A 16,584-nucleotide genomic window follows, 5' to 3' on the forward strand; every position below is an offset into this window, starting at 1 on the left:
GAGCGTGATCGGCATCGGACAGCGCGCCAGGACCGTGCTGCGGCGTCCTGGCGACACCCTGTACAACCTCGGCGACCAGCTGCTGTTCTACCTGTATGCGCTGGGCGCGGCACCGCTGGCGGTGCGCCGGTACCTGCGCGAGGTTGTCCGGCTGCTCGCCGAGGTGACCTTCGGCAGCGGCGCGCTCGCCGTCATCGGCGGCACCATCGGCGTGATCCTGGGTATGTGCGTGTTCACCGGTGTCACGGTGGGCTTGCAGGGCTTCAGCGCGCTGAACCAGATCGGCATCTCCACCCTCACCGGGTTCATGACGGCCTACTTCAACACCAGGGAGATCGCCCCGCTGGTGGCCGGCCTGGCGCTGTCGGCGACGGTGGGTGCCGGGTTCACCGCCCAGCTCGGCGCGATGCGCATCTCCGAGGAGATCGACGCGCTGGAGGTGATGGCGGTGCGCAGCCTGCCCTACCTCGTCACCACCCGGATCGTCGCGGGCTTCGTGGCGGTCGTCCCGCTCTACGTCATCGGCCTGCTGACCTCGTACGTGGCATCGCGACAGGTCACGGTGTGGTTCTTCGGCCAGTCCGGCGGCACCTACGACCACTACTTCTCGCTGTTCCTGCCGCCGGTCGACGTGCTGTGGTCCTTCGGCAAGGTGCTGGTCTTCAGCGTGGCGGTGATCCTGACGCACTGCTTCTACGGCTACCGCGCGGCGGGAGGTCCCGCCGGGGTCGGTGTCGCGGTCGGCCGGGCGGTGCGCACCTCCATCGTGCTCATCAGCGTTCTCGACCTGTTCCTGAGCCTGGCGATCTGGGGTGCCAACACGACGGTGAAGGTGGCGGGATGAGCAGGCTCGCAACGCAGTTCGCCGGTCTGGTTTTCATGGTGATCCTGGCGCTGCTGCTCTGGTTCGCGGTCGCGGTCTACGAGAAGCGTTTCACCCCGGTGAGCACGGTGATGCTTCGCACCGATCGCATCGGCAACCAGATGGAGCTCAACGCTGAAGTCAAGGCGCGCGGAGTGCCGTTCGGCACCGTGCGCGCGGTGCGCACCAGCGGGGACGGCGCCGAGATCGAGCTGGCGATGGACACGGCGAGAATCGGCCGGCTGCCGAGCAACGTCTCGGCCCGGTTGGTGCCCAAGACGCTGTTCGGCGAGCGCTACGTCGACCTGGTCCTGCCAGCGGAACCGGACCGGCGCGCGCTCGCCGCGGGTGACACGATCACCCAGGACCGGTCGGAGAACGCGATCGAGCTGGAGCGGGTGCTCGGCGACGTCCTGCCGCTGCTGCGCGCGGTGCAGCCGGAGAAGCTCGCCGCGTCGCTGGGCTCGATCTCGATGGCACTGGACGGGCGCGGTGAGCCGCTGGGCGAGAGCGTGCGGCAGCTCAACGACCTGCTCGCGCAGGTCAACCCGCTCATGCCCCGGCTGCGGGCCGACATCAGCGGACTGGCCGACGTCGCCGACGTCTACCAACGCGCGGCGCCGGACGTCCTGCGCGCGCTGGCCGATCTCTCGGTCACCGGCCGCACCATCGCCGAGCAGCGATCCGAACTGGACGCGCTGTACTCCGACGTCACCTCGACGTCGGTGGGGCTGACCGAGTTCCTGCGGCAGAACGGGGAGAACTTCATCGGCGTGAGCGAGTCGAGCAGGCCCACGCTGGAGCTGCTGGCGCGGTACTCGCCGGAGTACCCGTGCCTGTTCGACGCGGTGAACCGGTTCACGCCGCTGATGGTGGAGGCGCTCGGCAAGGGGACGAACGAACCCGGCCTGCACGTCGAGCTGACAGTGCAGCCGCCGCGCGGCAAGTACCGGCCCGGCGCCGACGACCCCGTCTACGACGCCACCGGCGGCCCGCGTTGCTACCCGCCCGGCGCCGGTCCCGCGGGCGGCGTCGCGACGAGCTCCGCACCGGTGGCGGGATCGGAGTACGAGACGCGGCTGATCTCCGAGCTGCTGGCACCGGGGATGGGCGTGCACCCGCGGGAGGTCCCCGCCTGGAACGGCCTGCTGGTCGGACCGCTGCTGCGGGGCGCGGAGGTGACGCTGCGATGAGAGGACTGGCCGCTCCGCTGGTCAAGGGCGCGATCTTCCTGTTCGTCACCCTCGTGGCTACGGCGACGCTGGGGGTGACCATCGCCAACGTCGGGATGGGCGACAAGGTCGCCTACACCGCCCGGTTCACCGACGCGACCTCGCTCAACCCCGGCGACGACGTCCGCATGGCGGGCGTGCGCATCGGCGAGGTCGAGGCCGTTGAGGTCGCCGACCGGCGCTTCGCCGAGGTCACCTTCGCCGTCGACGCGCACCGCGCGGTCTCCCGGCACGCCACCGCGGCCATCCGCTACCGCAACATGGTCGGCCAGCGGTACCTGTCGCTCGACCAGGGTCCGCTGCCGATGGACCGCGTGCTCGCCCCCGGCGCGCACATCCCGCTGGAGCGCACCCGTCCCGCGGTGGACCTGACCGCGATGTTCAACGGGTTCAAGCCGCTGTTCCAGGCGCTGTCGCCGGAGGACGTCAACAAGCTCTCGTTCGAGATCGTGCAGGTGCTGCAGGGCGAGGGCGGCACCGTCGACAGCCTGCTGCGCCACACCGCGTCGCTGACGTCCACGCTGGCCGAGCGCGACCGGGTCATCGGCGAGGTGATCGCGAACCTGAACGCGGTCCTGGACACCATCAACGCCAAGGGCGACCAGCTCGCCACGCTGGTCACCACGACCCAGCGGCTGGTCCAGGGGCTGGCCGCCGACGCCGAGCCGATCGGCGACGCGGTCGGCGGCATGGGCGAGCTGACCTCCAGCACCGCGGCCCTGCTGGAGGAGGGCAGGAAGCCGCTGAAGGACGGCATCGTCACGCTCGGCGAGCTGTCCAGGAACCTCGCCGACAACACGCCGATCTTCGAGCGGTTCCTCGGCAACCTGCCCACCAAGTACGACCGCATCGGACGGACCGCGTCCTATGGCTCGTGGCTGAACTTCTACCTGTGCTCGGTGTCCTCCGACGCCGAGCCCGCGCCCGGCGGACCACCGGTCGGCCGCCCCGTCGAGCAAGCGAGGTGCCTGCGGTGAAACCGTTCCGGCAACGAAACCCGGTCACCGTCGGCGTGGTGGGGGCGCTGGTGATGACGCTGATCGGGCTGGGCACGTTCTTCTCCGACGAGCTGCCGGCCATCGGCGGCGGCACCACCTACACCGCCGAGTTCGGCGAGGCGGCCGGGCTCAAGCCGGGCGACGAGGTCCGGGTCGCCGGCGTCAAGGTCGGCGAGGTCCGCGACGTCGCGCTCGACGGGGCCCGCGTGCGGGTGGCCTTCCGGGTCCGCGACGCCTGGCTCGGCGACCGCACCAGCGCCTCGATCCGCATCAAGACGTTGCTGGGGCAGAAGAACCTGGTGCTCGACCCGGTCGGGGGCGCAGAGCTCGACCCCGCGGTGACGATCCCCCTGGAACGGACCACCTCGCCCTACGACGTCAGCGACGTCTTCGGCGACCTGGCCGAGACGACGGGCCGGATCGACACCGCGCGGCTCGCCGAGAGCTTCCGCACGCTGTCGGCGACGCTGGGCGCGTCGGCGCCGCAGGACGTCCGCTCGGCCCTCGACGGTCTTTCCGCGCTGTCCGGCACGCTGGCCTCGCGGGACGAGGAACTGGCCAGGTTGCTGGCGGGCACCGCCCGCATCAGCACCACCCTCGGTGACCGCAGCGGGCAGTTCGAGTCGCTCATCAAGGACGGCGACCGGCTGCTCACCGAGCTCAACGAGCGCCGGGAGGCGATCGGGCAGCTGTTCACCGGCACCCGCCGCCTCGCCGTCGAGCTGAAGGGCTTGGTCGCCGACAACCAGCAGACCCTCGGGCCCGCGCTCGACCAGCTCGAACGGGTCACCGCCGTGCTGGAGCGCAACCAGCACAACCTCACCGAGAGCCTGCGGCGAGCGGGGCCGTTCTACCGCGTGATCGGCAACGCGGTGGGCAACGGCCGCTGGATCGACACCTACATCTGCGGACTGGTGCCCGCGGGCGAGCCGTCCGGCAGTTGCAAGCCACCGAGAGCGGGAGGTCGCTGATGCCCGAGCGCAAGCACCGCCGCACCGCCCGCGGACGTCGCTTCCTGCGTTGGGGAGTCGTCGCGCTGGTGCCGGTGCTGATGGCAGGCGCGGGCTGGCTCGCGCTGGACGTCCACGGCGGCAAGCGGGTCACCGCCCACTTCACCACCGCGGTCGGCATCTACCCGGAGTCCGACGTCCGGGTGCTCGGCGTGCCGGTCGGCACGGTGGAGTCGGTGGAGCCCATGGGCGACAGCGTCCGGGTCGAGATGAGCATCGACGCCGGCGTCGACCTCCCGGCCGAGCCGACGGCGCTGGTCGTCACGCCGAGCGTGGTCGCCGACCGGTACGTGCAACTGGCCCCCGCCTACACCGGCGGGCCGAGGCTGACCGACGGTGCCGAGATCCCCGTCGCCCGCACCGCGACACCGGTCGAGCTGGACGAGCTGTTCAGCAGCCTCAACGAGCTGACCGTCGCGCTGGGACCCACCGGTGCCAACGCCGACGGCGCCGTGGACGAACTGCTGCGGCAGAGCGCGCGGACGCTATCGGGCAACGGTGCACCGCTGGGCGAGTCGATCCGCCGGCTGGGGGACCTGGCGCGGACCATCGACGACTCCAAGGGCGACCTGTTCACCACCGTCGACAAGCTGAGCGCCTTCACCGCGGTGCTGGCCGCCAACGACGAGCAGGCGGGGCACGCCCTGGACCAGCTCGCTTCCATCAGTGAGGTGCTGGCCGCCGACCGCGGTGACCTCGGTGCCGCGCTGGCCGAGCTGAACGAGGCGGTGGCCGCGGTGCAGGGCTTCATCCGCGACAACCGCGGCCGCGTCCGGACCAATGTGGACAAGCTCGCGGTGGTCAGCGGTCTGCTCGCCGAGCAGAAGGCGTCGCTGGCCGAGGCGCTGGACACCGCGCCGAACGCGCTGACCAACGTGGTCGAGGCCTACAACCCGGCCACGGGGACGATCGACGCGCGGGGCAACCTCCTGGAGTTCTCCGCCCAGCAGGGTCCCGCGCTGCCGTTGCCCGACGCGGGCACGATGCGGGGAGGTGGGCGCTGATGCCCCGACGTGATCGGCTCGCCGCGGAGACCCGGGCCGGCGCAGGTGGCGCGGCGCGGCGGCGCCGGGTCGCCGCGGCGAGCGCGGCGCTGGCCCTGCTGGTGACCGCGGGATGCGGGCAGGGCGGCCTCTACGAACTGCCGCTGCCGGGCGGCGCGGACGTCGGCGAGCGTCCGTACCGCCTGACGGTCGGCTTCGCCGACGTCCTGGACCTGGTGCCGCAGTCCGGGGTCAAGGTCGACGACATCGCGGTCGGCAAGGTCGAGTCGGTCGAGCTCGCGCCGGACGGCCGCACCGCGCAGGTCACCGTCGTGGTCAACGGTGATGTGGACCTGCCCGCCAACGCCGTCGCACGGCTGCGGCAGTCCAGCCTGCTGGGTGAGAAGTTCGTCGAGCTGGCTCCGTCCGATGTGGAGTCGCCGCGGGGCAGGCTGGCCGACGGGGCGCGGATCCCGGCCGCCCGCAACGACCGCAGCCCCGAGGTCGAGGAGGTCTTCGGCGCGCTGTCCCTGCTGCTCAACGGCGGCGGCATCGGCCAGATCCAGAACATCAACCAGGAGCTCAACGACGCGCTGGGCGGCAACGAGAGCGCGGCCAGGCAGCTGCTGGGCAACCTCGACACCTTCATCGGCGGACTGGACGAGCACCGGGGCGAGATCACCAGGGCGCTCGACGGGGTCAACCGGCTGGCCGCCACCCTGGAGCGGGACAAGCCGCTGATCGACACCACCCTCACCGACCTGTCCCCGGGTATCGACGCGCTCTCCCAGCAGCGGGAGGCGCTGGTGGCGATGCTGAAGTCGCTGGGCGAGCTGAGCGACGTCTCGGTGGACACGGTCAACCGCAGCAAGGACGACCTGGTTGCCGACCTGCGGGCGCTGGAGCCCACGCTGCGCCGCCTCGCCGAGTCCGGCGACCGGCTGCCCCGTGCCATGCAGACGCTGCTGACGTTCCCGTTCCCCGACGAGGCGCTCAACGCCCTGCGGGGCGACTACCTGAACTCCTATCTGACGTTCGACGCGCGCACCGTGGGGCCCGTGGGCGGCCGGGGAGGTGCGCCCTGATGCTGACCAAGGGCATCCGCAGGCAGGTGCTGTTGTTCCTGGTGCTGGCGCTGCTCGGCGTCAGCTACGTCGGCGCGAACTACGCCGGGTTGGACAAGCTGCTGTACGACGACGGGTACGTGGTCCGCGCCAGGTTCGCCAGCGCGGGCGGCATCTTCACCAACGCCGAGGTGACCTACCGCGGGGTGCCGGTGGGCCGGGTGGGGGAGCTGCGCCTGACCGCGTCGGGAATGGAGGCCGACCTGCTCATCGACTCCGCCGGCGCCGGCATCCCCGCCGACACCGAGGCGGTCGTGGCAAACCGGTCGGCGGCCGGGGAACAGTACGTGGACCTGCGTCCGCGCCGCACCGGCGGTTCGGTGCTGCGAGACGGCTCGGTCATCCAGCAGGCCGACACCGCGATCCCGCTGCCGGTGGACCGCGTGCTGTCCAATCTGGACGCTCTTGTCGAGTCCGTGCCGAAGGAGGACCTGCGCACGGTGGTCGACGAGCTCCACAACGCGACCTCGGGCGCCGGGCCGCACCTGGAGGGCCTGCTGGACAACGGGATCGACTTCATCCACGCCGCGGCCGAGCACGTCCCGCAGACCACGAGGCTCGTCACCGACACAGAGACGGTGCTGCGGACGCAGCTGGAGCACTCCGAGGCCATCCGCACCTTCGGATCGCAGGCCGCCCTGCTGGCCGACCAGCTCAAGCGCTCCGACGGCGACATCCGCGCGCTCATTGGCGCGGTCCCGCCCGCCGCGCGGGAGGTCAGCGCGCTGATCCGGGAGTCGGGACCCGGGATGGGACTGCTGATGGCGAACCTGCTCACCACTTCCGAGGTTCTCGAGGTCCGCCAGGACGGCCTCGAACAGCTCCTCGTGATGGGGCCGAAGGCGGTCGCGGCCGGTTCGTCGGTCGTGCGCGCCGACGGCGCCCACTTCGGACTGTCGCTGACCTTCTTCGCCCCGCCACCCTGCACGAAGGGCTACGGCGGCACCGAGTACCGAGACGGGCTCGACGTCTCCCCGGGACCACCGCTGAACCTCGAAGCGGCGTGCACGCTGCCGTACGGCGACCCGACCGGGGTGCGCGGTTCGCAGAACGCGCCCACGCCGGGGCGGTGACCGGCATGCGCAGACGGCATCGGATCGGCGCGTCGCTCGGCGTCGGCGTCAACGCGTTCACCGCGGCGGTCGCGTTGTTCGTGTTCGCTGTCTGCCTCACCGGAGCTACCGCCGCGTCGTGGTGGTCGGCCGAGCACGACGAGGAGGTGCTGCGAGGTGCGGCGAGGCAGGAGGCCCTGCTGGCCGGGGAGCAGGTGGTGGCGGCGTTCAACACGCTGGACTACCGGCGCGTGGACGAGGGATTCGACCGCTGGCTCGCGCTTTCCACCGGTCCGCTGCACGAGGAGCTCTCGCGGCAGCGGCGGGACGGGCGGGAGCGACTGGTGGCCACCGCGGCGGTGACCGAGGCCAGGGTCCTGGACGCGGCGGTCACCGAACTGGACGAGCGCGCGGGCACCGCGACGGTGATCGCCTCGGTCGAGGTGGTGGTCACCAGGGACGGTGCGCCACCGGAACCCAAGCACGACCGGATCCAGGCCGGCCTGACGCGCACCGAGTCCGGTTGGAAGGTCAGCTGGATCGGCCAGGTCCCGATCGCGGTGCTGTAGCGGCACACCCCGAGGGAGAGGACACCGCCAGGTGAACACGAGCGAGCAGCGACCACGGAAACCGGTGGCCGGTACGACGGCGTTGCGGTGGCGCCTGACCCAGGTGCTGGTGATGCTCGCGGTCGTCCTCGGCGGGCTCAGCGCGTGGTTCCTGGTGCGGGCGGAGCAGGTGCGCGCCTCCGCCGGGGCCGATGCCGCGCTGGTCGACGTGCAGCGCACGGCCGCGGTGCGCGACCGGGTGGTTTCGGCTCTGGAAGCGGCGTTCTCCTACCGCCACGACGATCCGTCAGCCATCGGAAAGGCCGCCGCCGACGCGTTCACCGGCCCGGCGGCCGCGGAGTACGAACGCCTCTTCGCGCCGGTCAGGGAGCAGGCTGCCGCCCAGCAGGTCGTGCTCCGCACGACCGTCTCGGTCGCCGGAGTGCGGTCGTTGGAGGGCCCGCACGCGCTGCTGCTGGTGTTCCTCGACCAGACCGCCACCCGCGGCGACACGGGCGGGACGAGCGCCGGGGCGGCCCAGCTCTCCGTGACGGCCGACGAGCAGGAGGGGAACTGGCGCATCACCGGGATGCGCCCCCACTGACCGCCGGGACCTCGCCGTGGACCAGTTCGGGCCGACCGTCGACGATCTCCTCCCGGTGCTGGCGTTGCCGTTCCCGCTGGCGATGCTGACCACGGCGGCCTCGCTGGTGCTGCGCAGCTTCCTGGGCACCGGCTCGCAGTCGCGAGACCCGTTCGTCGACGGACTGCTGCTCTACTGCGGGGTCCTTGTCGCGGGGCTGGTGTTCTCACCGCAGCCGGAGGTCGCCGAGCAGACCCGGCTGTACCCGGGCGCCGACGTGGTGACGGCGTTGCGGGCCGCTCCCGGCGACGTCGCCCCGTGGGTGCAGCTGGTCGGCAACCTCCTCCTGCTGTTCCCGCTGGGAGCGCTGGCGCCGATGCGGCTGCCGGTCCTGGACTCCGCCGGCCGGCTCTGCGCGGCGGCGTTCGTCACCGCCTGCGGCATCGAGCTGACGCAGCTCCTGCTGGTCAGCGGGCGGGTCGTGTCCACTGACGACATCGTGCTCAACGCCCTGGGGGCGACCGCGGGCGGAGTGCTCACCAAGCGCTGGCGGCGGGTTTCCCGGTCGCAGCACGGCAGTGCGGGCGGCGGTTACCCGGTCGAGTGGCTGATCACCGAGATCGAGAAGGAAAGGCGAGCAGCCGACCGCACCCCCGCGCGCCGCACGTGACGAGCTCGCGGTCGCCGGATTCTCCCGAGCTGCGCGGATTTCTCCGCGAACGGCGAGGACCGCCAGGACACCGGGGCGCCTGGCGGTCCGCGATGGTCGCGGGGCGCTACTCGTCGGTGAGCGCGCGCCGCAGGATCTTGCCGGTGGCGTTGCGCGGCACCTGGTCGACCATGACGACCTCGCGCGGCACCTTGTGCCGTGCGAGCGAGGCCCGCACGTAGTCGCGGACCTCGTCGGGCTCCAGGTCCGAACCCGGGATGGGCACGACGAACGCGCGCAGCCGCTGCCCGAAGTCCGGGTCGTCCACGCCGACGACAGCCACGTCCTTGACCTGGTAGTGCCGGGCGATCAGGTGCTCGACCTCGCTGGGGAACACGTTCTCGCCGCCGGAGACGATCATGTCGTCGGCGCGCCCGTCGACGAACAGCAGGCCGTTGCCGTCGAAGTGCCCGAGGTCGCCGGTGCCGATGAGTCCGCCGCGCACGTCCCCGCCGGCACCGTCGGTGTACCCGCTGAACGCCAGCGCGCCGCCGGCGAAGATCCGCCCGGACACCCCGGGCCGGGTGATGCGTGCGCCGTTTTCGTCCTCGAGCCGCAGCGCGCAGGTGTGTGGTGGGCGGCCGACGGTGCCCGGCGCGGTGCGCAGCTCGTCCGGCGTCGCCACCGACACCACGGCGGCTTCGGTCGAGCCGTAGAGGTTGTACAGCACCTCTCCGAGCACCCGCCGGGTCTGCTCGCACAGCGTGGGCGGCAGCGCGGAGCCGGAGGCGAGGACAACCCGCACCGAGGCCAGCGGACCGCTCAGACGCTCGCCGTAGTGGTCGAGGATGCGGTTCAGCATCGTCGGCACGAGCACCAGCGCGGTGCACTGCTGCTCCTCGACGGCGCGCACGACTCCCTCGACGCTGAAGCGCCGGTGGAACACCAGGGTGGAGCCCAGCGCGAAACCGAGCGTGAGCTGGGAGAAACCGACGGCGTGGAACAACGGGGCGCTGATGAAGGTGCTCTCGCGGGCGCGCAGCGGAATCCGGTCGAGGAAGTCCGCCGCGGTGAGCCCGGAGCGGATCTCGCGCTTGGCCCCTTTGGGCAGCCCGGTCGTACCGCTGGTCAGCAGCACCACGTTCGCCGGACGCGGCGGTACCGGCAGCTTGGGTTCCGAGCGCTCGCAGACGAGCTCCTCCAGGGTTTCCGGCCGGGCCCGGCTGGGCCCGGCGTCGTTCCAGGCGAGGTAGCGAGGCAGGGAAACGTGGGCATCGGCGACGACGGGGGTGAACTCCTCGTCGTGGACGAGGATTTCGGCGCCCTCTCGAGTGAGCACGTCGGCGAGCTGCGGGCCGGCGAAGCCGGTGTTGAGCAGTAGGACGTCGGCGCCGAGCTTGCCGCAGGCCAGCAGCGACTCAATCAGCCAGCGGTGGTCGCGGCACAGCACCGCCGCGGTGTCGCCGGCCTTCAGCCCCCGCGCGTGCAGTGCCGCCGCCAACGCGGTCGAGCGCAGGTCGAGCTCGCGGTAGGTGACCGGGCCCGCCTCGTCGACGACGCCGGGGACGTCGGGGCGGTTGCGCGCCGAGTACCGCAGCGCGCTCACCAGCGGTCCCCAGCGGCGCACCTCCTTGAGCGCGGCCAGCGCGCGGCCCACAGCCAGTCCGCTGATCATCCCGGCGCGGGCCATCACCCGCAGGCCGTGGGCGGTGTGGGCCGATTTGCGCACGACGTCGGAAATGCCGTTCACGAGCGCGTCCTTTCGGCGGGTCGGGCGCGGAAAAACGCCGGACGAGGTTTCGCCCACTGAATCGGCTCCGGTGTTCACCGGTCAAGTGCGGTGCCGCGGCGGATCGGCGGGCAATTCCGCGTTGTCATTCCGCTGCTAATCCGCGGCACCGCATTCCGTCGTCGGCTGAGCACGTTCGGATCCGCAGGCGGGGGCCGGGCGGTGTTCGCTCGAAAGGATTATTGGGGCGGGCCCGAGCCCGAATGTATTGTGACCTACCCGCCAGTAGACAGGCGGGTCCGCCGCGGGAGCCGAGCCGAGCCGAGCGACAACGCTGCCGGGTCCTCGGCCGCCAGACCAGGGGAGCCGCCCGATGACCGCGACGTCCGCCGAGATCGCATCCTCCCGGCCGCTCTGGGACGGCCTGCCGCCGGCGCTGGCCACGGCGCTGCGGCCGGAGATCAGCGGCCTCACCACGATGGTCCTCGACGAGATCCAGCGCCGGATCCCGGAGTACGCCCGGCCCCGCAACCGCAACTACATGCACTCGATCAGTCGCGGTGTCGAGGAGGCGCTCAACCAGTTCGTCGACCAGATCGCCGACCCCGCCACGCCGCGCACCCGCTGCGAGCGCATCCACCGCGCGCTCGGGCGCAACGAGATGGTGGAAGGCCGCGGCCTGGACAACCTGCAGCGCGCCTACCGCATCGGCGCCCGGCTGAGCTGGCGGCGGTTCATGACCATCGGCTCCCGCGCCGGGATGCCGTACCGGACGCTGGTCGACCTCGGCGAGGCGATCATCGCCCACATCGACGAGCTGGCGAACCTGGCCGCCGACGGCTACCTGGCCGCGCAGGGCGCGTCGCGGATGCTTGCCCGGCGCCGCCGCAGGGTCCTCGAACTGCTGGTCTCCGACCCGCTCGTGGCGGAGCGGGAACTGGAGGAGGCGGCCTCGGCGGCGCGGTGGCCGCTGCCGCGCAGGGTGGTGGTCGCGGTGCTGGACCGTCCGGTCGGCGAGACCGGGACACCGCGAGCGCTCCTGCTCGACGGGCTGGCGGACCTGGAGAGCGGCGAGCCCTGCTTCGTGTTGCCCGCCGACGCGGGCGAGCGCGCCGAGGCCGACTGGGAGCGGCTGTTCCCCGGCCGCAGGCTCGTGCTGAGCGGTCCGGTCGCCCTGCACGACGCCGCCGACGCGCTGCGCTGGGCGCGGCGGGTGATGGTGCTGGTGCGCCAGCGGATCCTGCCCGACCGCGCGGTCACCCGCTGCGAGGAGCACCTGTCCAGCGTCCTGCTGCTCAGCGACGAGGCGCTGTCCCTCGAACTGGCGAAGAGGCGGCTGGCGCCGCTGGTCGAGTCCGCGCCGCAGGACTGGCTGGTGCTGGCGCGGACCCTGCTGTGGTCGATCCGCACCGGCGGGGACCCGGTGCGGATCGGCGACGCGCTCGGGCTGCCCGCCGCGACGGTGGACGCGCAGCTCGATCGCCTGCGGCCGGTGTTCGGCGCGGAGGCGGCCGACCCCGAAACGCGCTTCGAGCTGGAAATGGCGCTGCGCGTGGTGGTGCTGCTCATGAACCCCGCTGGCACGCACGGGTGAGCGGGGTGCCGGAACTAATTTTGTCCCGGCGCTGCGGAAAATGCATTCGGAGCGTTCTTTCGCGGGTGACTGTTTTGGTGTCCGGTGCGATTCCGCTGCTATTGTCGGCATGGCCGGGGGATATTCCGGGAATGCTCATGGAGGATGCGCCACATGGATTCCGTCGTCCGCGATCTGAACCTGCACGGAAAGCGCGTCCGCCTGCGCGAGTACGTTCCGGCCCAGCGTCCGGGTGGCGCGCACGACGCCGACGTCGTGGTCTTGATCCACGGCATCGCGGGCAGCGGACGCACCTGGCAGCCGGTGCTCGAGGAGCTCGCCCGAACCGGCTTCCCGCGACGCGTCCTCGCCCCGGACATGCCCGGGCACGGCGAGTCGGCAGCGCCGCGGGCCGAGTACGGGCTCGGCGCGTTCGCCTCCACCGTCCGCGACATCCTCGCCCTGGAAGGACATTCGCACGCCACGCTGGTCGGGCACTCCCTCGGCGGGGGTGTCGCGCTGCAGTTCGCCTACCAGTTCCCGGAGATGTGCGGCAGGCTCGTGCTGGTCGACAGCGGCGGCCTGGGAAGCGAGGTGGCGCTCGCGCTGCGCGCGACCGCACTTCCCGGCGCGCGTGCGACGCTGGCGGTGGCCGCGAGCAGGCCGGTGCTGGCGGCACTGCGGGGTGTCGGCCGGCTCGCCGCCGCGGTGGGGGTGCGGGCCTCCGGGGAGGCACGGGAACTCTTGCGCCACTACGCCTCGCTCGGAGATCGCGGGCGCCGCCAGGCGTTCCTGGCCACCGCGCGCGGCGTGATCGACCTGCGCGGGCAACGCGCGAGCGCGCTGGACCGGCTCTACCTCGCCGAGAAGATGCCGACGCTGGTGGTGTGGGGCGAGCGCGACCAGCTCATCCCGGTCGGCCACGGCCACCGGGCCGCCGAGGCGATTCCGGGCAGCCGGGTGGAGATCTTCGAGTCCGCGCAGCACTTCCCGCACGTCGCCGACCCGGCCCGCTTCGTCGCGGTGCTCAGCGGCTTCCTGCGGGAGACGACCCCGGCGAGGCTGCGCACGGAGGAAGTGGCCGCGCTCCTCGCGCGCTGAAGCCGCCGGACCTTCCAGGCGCGACCTCAGCCGTATGGCGCAGTCGTCGAAGGATGCAACCAGCCCCCGGGTGTGCTTCACGAAAGCCGGGCGATGGCGTGGCACGGAACCGGACACTCACGCGCGAACAGTGGACACGCGGCAACCCTGTGAGCGGCTTGGCCACCACGCCACAGTGGATGTCGGGTCCGGTTGTTCAGCCCGGTCCCGTAAAGAGTCAGGCCCGATCCGGAGACGGCACAGCCGATCATCGCAGTCCCGTAATTACGGCTCGGTGCGGGTGATCGGGGTTGACCAGCCGGGGTGGATACCGACGTTCACCGGGTTGTCGGTGCGGCAGTTCGGCAAGCTGGTGGGCATCGTGCGTCGTCGCGGCGCCGAGCAGACCGGCGCCGGCCGCCGGTGGGGGTTGTCGTTGGATGACCGGGTGCTGCTGGTCGCGGTCTACTACCGCACCAACCTCACCCTGCGGCAGGTCGCGCTGCTGTTCGACATCTCCAAATCCGCGGCCGGGCGGGTCGTGGACCACCTGGGCCCGTACCTCGCGCTGTCGATGGTCACCCGCAAGCACAGCCCGGACACGGTGCTGATCGTGGACGGCACCCTGGTGCCCACCCACGACCGCACGATCAGTGCGTCATCGAAGAACTACCGGTACTCGACCAACCTGCAGGTGGTCATCGACGCCAACACCCGTCTGACCGTCGCGATCGGCACACCCTTGCCGGGCAACCGCAACGACTGCCGCGCCTACCGGGATTCCGGCGTCGACCAGCACTGCAAGGGCGCCCACGTGATGGCCGATGGCGGCTACCAGGGCAACCCCGGGGTGATCACGCCGTATTGCAAGCCCACAGACGGCATCGGTCACGGGCTCCAGTGTTTCGGCCATCATCGTTCCTTCCCGCCAAGCACGCTGCTCGGCGTGTCAGACCAAGACCAGGTCCACCGTTGCCCAGTGTCACGGTGATCGATTCTGGCGGGCTCGCTCCACCATGTTGATTGCCTTCGTGGCTGATGTCTGTTGTGCGGCCCGTCGGACGCCAGGGACCGGCCGGCGTGGCTTGAGAGGAGCGTGGCGTCGCCCCGACTGGGATATGCCCACCGACCGGTCCTGTGCCACCCCTAGCGACAAGGGAGACACGGACACATGGTGATCCTCGGAGTCGATGCACACAAACGCACCCATACGGTCGTTGCCATTGATTCAGCAGGTCGTCAGCCGGCTGCGAAGACCGTTGGCACAACAACTAAAAGTCACCTTGCTTTGCTCAGATGGGCTGTCGAGCAAGGAGAAGAGCGTCTGTGGGCGATCGAAGACTGCCGTCATCTGTCACGAGGCTTGGAGCGTGATCTGCTCGCCGCCGGAGAAGATCATGCGTGTGCCACCGAAGCTCATGGCACACGTACGGGATTCGGCACGCACCTATGGCAAGTCCGATCCCATCGACGCACTGGCTGTCGCACGCGCTGCACAGCGCGAGCCTGATCTGCCAACAGCACGTCTGGATGGCGCAGACCGCGAGGTTCGGCTGCTGGTTGATCACCGTGAAGACCTGGTCGCCGAGCGGACCCGCATCATCAGTCGGCTCCGTTGGCACCTGCACGAGCTCGACCCCAGCTGGGAGCCACCCACCAAGATCGAGAGAGCCAGCGCCTACGACAAAATCGAACGACGCCTCCAACACGCGCACGGCACTGTTGCCCGGTTAGACGGGATCTCATTTGGGGTTGTTATGGGTGAGCAGATCCAGTTTGGCGGCGCGGCGGTAGCAGATCACCGCGCAGGCCAGGCTGGCGAATGCCGCGTAGTGGGCGGCCTTGCGCTCGTAGCGGCGAGCCAGCCGACGGAACCGGGAAACCCACTCCAGGGTGCGTTCGATGACGTAGCGGTGGCGTCCCAGCCGGGTGGTCGACTCGATACCCCGGCGAGCGATCCGGGCGATGATTCCTCTCCGACGCAACGCGTGTCGGCAGACCGGATAGTCGTAGCCCTTGTCGGCGTGCAGCTTGCGCGGCCGACGTCGAGGCCGTCCGGCAGACCCTCTGACCGGCGCAACCGCATCGATCACCGTCTGAAGTTCCCGGTGATCGTTGCGGTTGGCCGCGGAGATGACCACGGCCAGCGGGATGCCACTGCGGTCGCTCATCGCGTGGATCTTCGAGCCGGGCTTGCCTCGATCCACCGGGCTGGGGCCGGTCAGGTCCCCCTTTTGCCCGCCCGGATATGCATGCTGTCCACCGACGCCCGGGACCAGTCGATCGCTCCAGCGGTGCCGAGCAGGTCCAGCAGTTCCTGGTGCAGCCGGGTGAACACGTCGGCTTGGGACCACTCGGTGAACCGGCGGTGTGCTGTGGCGCAGCTGACTCCGAACGAGGTGGGCAGCGCTGACCAGGCGCACCCGGTTTGCAGCACGTACAGGATCGCGGCCAGCACCGCGCGGTCGTCCAGCCGACGCCGACCTCCGCCCTGGTGGCGTTGCGGCGCTTCGGGCAACAGCGAACGCGCCAGCAGCCACAACGGCTCCGGACACCACTTCTCCACATCGCTCACAGTTGATCAACGATATTCCCCTCCCAAGGGCACACCCAAATGAGATGTGGTCTTAGCCCGCACCCTCGTCCAACACTGCCGCGCGCTGACCGCCGACATCGACCACCTGCGTGACGAAATCACGTCCTTGGTCGAAAAGCGAGCGCCGTCGCTACTAGCGATTTCCGGGTGCGGGCCACTGACCGCGGCCAAGATCCTCGGCGAAACCGCGGGTGCCGACCGATTCCATTCCAAGGACGCCTACGCTCGGCACACCGGAACCGCACCGCTTCCTGTCTGGTCGTCCAACCGAGCCCGGCACCGGCTATCCCGCACCGGCAATCGGCAGCTCAACGCCGCGCTGCACCGCATCGCGCTGACGCAAGCCCACTGGCATCCCAAGGCCCGCGCCATGCTCGCCCGGCGCAAAGCCGCCGGCGACGGCGGGCTCGAGGCCCTCCGCATCCTCAAACGACGACTTTCTGACGTCGTCTACCGCGCCATGATCAACGATGCCCAGGCCCTCGCTCCCGCACCAGCTTGACAGAGGAGCGAGAGACAGACCCGAGCTTGGTAACACAAACGCAGGCGGTGCGGTGTGCTCGGA

The 16,584-nt window shown here is 70.9% G+C and carries 16 protein-coding genes and 2 pseudogenes; 16 read left to right on the top strand and 2 right to left on the bottom strand.

Annotated elements, in window-relative coordinates; genetic code table 11:
• Nucleotides 1-4 precede the first annotated feature (4 nt).
• The 10 genes from SACE_RS11500 to SACE_RS11545 are packed head-to-tail and all read left to right on the top strand — an operon-like array spanning nucleotide 5 to nucleotide 9,062.
• The gene (locus tag SACE_RS11500; RefSeq protein WP_009950529.1) at nucleotides 5-844 is read left to right on the top strand and encodes an MlaE family ABC transporter permease; all 840 of its coding nucleotides are present in this window, start codon (nucleotides 5-7) and stop codon (nucleotides 842-844) included.
• Nucleotides 841-2,055 carry an MCE family protein gene (locus SACE_RS11505; RefSeq protein ID WP_009950528.1) on the top strand — a complete coding sequence of 405 codons (1,215 nt, stop codon included), beginning with the start codon at nucleotides 841-843 and terminating at the stop codon, nucleotides 2,053-2,055. Before SACE_RS11500 ends, SACE_RS11505 begins: the two co-directional genes overlap by 4 nt.
• The gene (locus SACE_RS11510) at nucleotides 2,052-3,071 is read left to right on the top strand and encodes an MCE family protein (protein ID WP_009950527.1); all 1,020 of its coding nucleotides are present in this window, start codon (nucleotides 2,052-2,054) and stop codon (nucleotides 3,069-3,071) included. Before SACE_RS11505 ends, SACE_RS11510 begins: the two co-directional genes overlap by 4 nt.
• A complete protein-coding gene (locus SACE_RS11515; RefSeq protein ID WP_009950526.1) occupies nucleotides 3,068-4,063 on the top strand; it encodes an MCE family protein in 996 nt (331 codons plus the stop codon). The genes SACE_RS11510 and SACE_RS11515 overlap by 4 nt, the downstream gene beginning before the upstream one ends.
• On the top strand, nucleotides 4,063-5,106 hold the full coding sequence (locus SACE_RS11520) for an MCE family protein (protein WP_009950524.1): 1,044 nt from the start codon (nucleotides 4,063-4,065) through the stop codon (nucleotides 5,104-5,106). The genes SACE_RS11515 and SACE_RS11520 overlap by 1 nt, the downstream gene beginning before the upstream one ends.
• The gene (locus tag SACE_RS11525) at nucleotides 5,106-6,170 is read left to right on the top strand and encodes an MCE family protein (RefSeq protein WP_009950523.1); all 1,065 of its coding nucleotides are present in this window, start codon (nucleotides 5,106-5,108) and stop codon (nucleotides 6,168-6,170) included. The genes SACE_RS11520 and SACE_RS11525 overlap by 1 nt, the downstream gene beginning before the upstream one ends.
• The gene (locus SACE_RS11530) at nucleotides 6,170-7,282 is read left to right on the top strand and encodes an MCE family protein (protein WP_009950521.1); all 1,113 of its coding nucleotides are present in this window, start codon (nucleotides 6,170-6,172) and stop codon (nucleotides 7,280-7,282) included. Before SACE_RS11525 ends, SACE_RS11530 begins: the two co-directional genes overlap by 1 nt.
• A gap of 5 nt (nucleotides 7,283-7,287) precedes the next feature.
• Complete coding sequence (locus SACE_RS11535; RefSeq protein WP_011873657.1) at nucleotides 7,288-7,830, top strand: hypothetical protein; 543 nt, start codon at nucleotides 7,288-7,290, stop codon at nucleotides 7,828-7,830.
• A 31-nt stretch (nucleotides 7,831-7,861) separates the two neighbouring features.
• A complete protein-coding gene (locus tag SACE_RS11540) occupies nucleotides 7,862-8,413 on the top strand; it encodes a hypothetical protein (protein WP_009950519.1) in 552 nt (183 codons plus the stop codon).
• A gap of 16 nt (nucleotides 8,414-8,429) precedes the next feature.
• Nucleotides 8,430-9,062: a VanZ family protein gene (locus tag SACE_RS11545; RefSeq protein WP_009950518.1), complete on the top strand. Its 633-nt coding sequence runs from the start codon at nucleotides 8,430-8,432 to the stop codon at nucleotides 9,060-9,062.
• Nucleotides 9,063-9,168: 106 nt separating this feature from the next.
• Here SACE_RS11545 and SACE_RS11550 read toward each other — a convergent pair whose 3' ends face one another.
• Entirely contained in the window at nucleotides 9,169-10,791 is a 1,623-nt protein-coding gene (locus tag SACE_RS11550) for an AMP-binding protein (RefSeq protein ID WP_009950516.1), read from the bottom strand.
• A gap of 352 nt (nucleotides 10,792-11,143) precedes the next feature.
• Between SACE_RS11550 and SACE_RS11555 the strand changes: the two genes are divergently transcribed.
• The 5 genes and pseudogenes from SACE_RS11555 to SACE_RS40075 form a co-directional block, all read left to right on the top strand.
• Complete coding sequence (locus tag SACE_RS11555) at nucleotides 11,144-12,364, top strand: PucR-like N-terminal domain-containing protein (protein ID WP_009950514.1); 1,221 nt, start codon at nucleotides 11,144-11,146, stop codon at nucleotides 12,362-12,364.
• Nucleotides 12,365-12,517: 153 nt separating this feature from the next.
• Complete coding sequence (locus tag SACE_RS11560) at nucleotides 12,518-13,444, top strand: alpha/beta fold hydrolase (protein WP_009950513.1); 927 nt, start codon at nucleotides 12,518-12,520, stop codon at nucleotides 13,442-13,444.
• Between the two features lie 274 nt (nucleotides 13,445-13,718).
• Nucleotides 13,719-14,306: pseudogene (locus SACE_RS11565) on the top strand (transposase family protein); the annotation flags it as partial.
• Nucleotides 14,307-14,594: 288 nt separating this feature from the next.
• Nucleotides 14,595-14,933: an IS110 family transposase gene (locus tag SACE_RS36250; protein WP_009951633.1), complete on the top strand. Its 339-nt coding sequence runs from the start codon at nucleotides 14,595-14,597 to the stop codon at nucleotides 14,931-14,933.
• Nucleotides 14,881-14,997: pseudogene (locus SACE_RS40075) on the top strand (IS110 family transposase); the annotation flags it as partial. The gene SACE_RS36250 and the pseudogene SACE_RS40075, both read left to right, overlap by 53 nt.
• A 168-nt stretch (nucleotides 14,998-15,165) precedes the next feature.
• Here the strand turns inward: SACE_RS40075 and SACE_RS36255 are convergent.
• Nucleotides 15,166-15,989, bottom strand: a protein-coding gene (locus SACE_RS36255; protein ID WP_085982276.1) for an IS5 family transposase whose coding sequence is annotated in 2 segments (ribosomal slippage) — nucleotides 15,166-15,647 and nucleotides 15,647-15,989 — 825 coding nt in all. Because the reading frame shifts where the segments join, the coding sequence is not laid out codon by codon here.
• Nucleotides 15,990-16,044: 55 nt separating this feature from the next.
• Here SACE_RS36255 and SACE_RS11580 point away from each other — a divergent pair.
• A complete protein-coding gene (locus SACE_RS11580; protein WP_044547294.1) occupies nucleotides 16,045-16,521 on the top strand; it encodes a transposase in 477 nt (158 codons plus the stop codon).
• Nucleotides 16,522-16,584 lie beyond the last annotated feature (63 nt).

Origin of the sequence: Saccharopolyspora erythraea NRRL 2338, from assembly GCF_000062885.1 — a bacterium.
Classification (GTDB): domain Bacteria; phylum Actinomycetota; class Actinomycetes; order Mycobacteriales; family Pseudonocardiaceae; genus Saccharopolyspora_D; species Saccharopolyspora_D erythraea.

Coding starts and splice junctions, on each gene's coding strand:
- SACE_RS11505 (WP_009950528.1), top strand. CDS start 841: ATGAGCAGGCTCGCAACGCAGTTCGCCGGTCTGGTTTTCATGGTGATC.
- SACE_RS11510 (WP_009950527.1), top strand. CDS start 2,052: ATGAGAGGACTGGCCGCTCCGCTGGTCAAGGGCGCGATCTTCCTGTTC.
- SACE_RS11520 (WP_009950524.1), top strand. CDS start 4,063: ATGCCCGAGCGCAAGCACCGCCGCACCGCCCGCGGACGTCGCTTCCTG.
- SACE_RS11525 (WP_009950523.1), top strand. CDS start 5,106: ATGCCCCGACGTGATCGGCTCGCCGCGGAGACCCGGGCCGGCGCAGGT.
- SACE_RS11530 (WP_009950521.1), top strand. CDS start 6,170: ATGCTGACCAAGGGCATCCGCAGGCAGGTGCTGTTGTTCCTGGTGCTG.
- SACE_RS11535 (WP_011873657.1), top strand. CDS start 7,288: ATGCGCAGACGGCATCGGATCGGCGCGTCGCTCGGCGTCGGCGTCAAC.
- SACE_RS11555 (WP_009950514.1), top strand. CDS start 11,144: ATGACCGCGACGTCCGCCGAGATCGCATCCTCCCGGCCGCTCTGGGAC.
- SACE_RS11560 (WP_009950513.1), top strand. CDS start 12,518: ATGGATTCCGTCGTCCGCGATCTGAACCTGCACGGAAAGCGCGTCCGC.
- SACE_RS36250 (WP_009951633.1), top strand. CDS start 14,595: ATGGTGATCCTCGGAGTCGATGCACACAAACGCACCCATACGGTCGTT.